Genomic DNA, 2108 nt, shown 5'->3' on the forward strand with positions numbered 1-2108 from the left:
GTAAACGAATTAAGAGAGGATTGTACAAAACATCGAGCGGTAGATTAATTAACGCTGATGTTAATGGCTCTTACAATATCTTAAGAAAAGCAATCCCAAATGCGTTTAGTGATGGGATAGAGAGCTGCGTAGTTCAGCTTAAGAAGGGTTAATCCGCTCGAAGTAAAAAAGAAAGGGGAGGGACTTCATGCCTCCCACGTCATGTAATAGATGACTATACTTTTACAAGCTATTGAGAGGCATGGAATAAATATTATGTTCTTTTTACTATGGTTGTTCGTGTTGGGACTGATATCTTACTACTTGTTGCACAGCAGCATCAGTCGCATCACGCGAACTCCGATATGGCTGCTGTGGCTGGTAATGATGGCGCCACCAGCGATCTGGAGTGGTTGGGTTTTGGCCAACGGCGCTAAAAAAACTGCACCGCCGGAGTTGGTAATTATACCTTTTTTGGTTTGTCCTGTTTTGTACTGGTTTTTGGTTCAGTTGGGCCGCAAGGAAATTACCGCCGAAACCCAAACGCCCCTAGAGGGCGCTGCGACTGAACTGACAAAGCCAAAACCCCCCGTGCGTCCGATAGATGCAGCGGAAGAAGCGAGTTTGCGCGATTGTTTTTCTTGGTCTGTTTTCTGTTTGCGAGATTTGGAATTTCGCCCGCAGGCTGTGATTTGTCGCGGACTGTTGCGCGCCAACCCGGAGGTGGCTTATCAGGCGGTTCGGGAGAATGTGGAGCAGCATTTTGGCGATCGCTTTTTAGTGATATTTCAAAATAGTTTGAGCGGTCAGCCTTTTTTTGCGATCGTTCCCAATCCCAGCCGCAAATCAGGGGAAGATCCGGTGAAAGCTGAATCTTTAACTAGACCGTTTTTTGCCTTAGCTTTGGTACTGATTACGGTGTTTACAACTACCATTGTCGGGTCGCAAATTGCCGGAGTTACTGAAAAAGCTTTGCAGTCTAACCCGTCAATCTTGCTCCAGGGTTTGCCTTATTCCCTGGCTCTAATTGCAATTTTGGGATTTCACGAATCCGGTCACTATTTAGCTGCCAAATTCTACAAGATTCGCACGACTCTGCCTTATTTTATTCCGATTCCTTTTTTCTTGGGAACTTTTGGCGCTTTCATTCAAATTCGCAGTCCTATTCCCAACCGCCGAGCTTTGTTTGATATCAGTATTGCCGGCCCGCTAGCTGGTTTAGTTGCGACTGTTCCGCTGTTAATTTGGGGTTTGACTCGTTCGACAATTGTACCGCTTTCTAACAAGTCGGGAATGTTGAATTTTGATTCTTTTTCTCCTAATTTTTCGCTGCTGATGACTTTCGTTAGCAAGTTAACTTTCGGCGGTGCTTTGAATGCGGAAACTGCGATTAATTTGCATCCGGTAGCGGTGGCTGGTTATTTGGGTTTGATCGTAACGGCGTTTAATTTGATGCCGGTGGGGCAGTTTGATGGGGGACACATTGTACACGCGATGTTCGGCCAGCGAGCGAGTATGGCGATCGGGCAATTTGCTAGAGTTTGTATGCTGCTCCTGGCTTTTTTGGAACAGGGCTTTATGTTGTGGGCAATTATTTTGTTTCTGACGCCTCTCAATGACGAACCGGCTTTGAATGATGTTAGTGAATTGGACAACCGGCGCGATTTTTTGGGGTTGCTGGCGATCGGGCTGTTGTTGCTGATTTTGTTGCCAGCACCTAAAATCCTGCTTCAGTGGTTAAATGTTTAAAAGCCAGAGCAAGTCCCGGGGGAATCAGGTAGAAGGCTGCGCGCTCAAAAATAATCCGAGGGAAGAAAGAAGACTCAAAAGGTTCGAGGGTAACTCCCTGTTCAACATCCCAGATTCAAGTGTAGAGTAAATCAAAAATCTCACACCAAGGATGTTTTGACAGGCGAAGCATTCCCTCGTTGCCAAAGCTTCCGTCTCGCATCACGTGCGATCGGCTACCATAACAACAACAGTTTGTAGTGCGGACTGAGCGTCCGCTCTCATTCTGCGGGCTTTTCGGGGGCACGGGCGATCGCATCTGACTGCGGTTAGTCGATCGGACGCAATATCAAATCCTCTCTTCATCGTCCTGTATTAATCTCTCTCTTCTCTTCCTTTGC

The 2108-nt window shown here is 46.7% G+C and carries 1 protein-coding gene and 1 pseudogene; both read left to right on the forward strand.

Annotated elements, in window-relative coordinates; genetic code table 11:
- Nucleotides 1-207 (forward strand): annotated as a pseudogene (locus QT974_RS33670) (RNA-guided endonuclease TnpB family protein); the annotation flags it as partial.
- A gap of 48 nt (nucleotides 208-255) precedes the next feature.
- A complete protein-coding gene (locus QT974_RS33675) occupies nucleotides 256-1728 on the forward strand; it encodes a site-2 protease family protein (RefSeq protein ID WP_333472701.1) in 1473 nt (490 codons plus the stop codon).
- The last annotated feature ends 380 nt before the right edge of the window (nucleotides 1729-2108 follow it).

Source organism: Microcoleus sp. BM001215392 (assembly GCF_036700185.1).
Lineage (GTDB): Bacteria > Cyanobacteriota > Cyanobacteriia > Cyanobacteriales > Microcoleaceae > Microcoleus.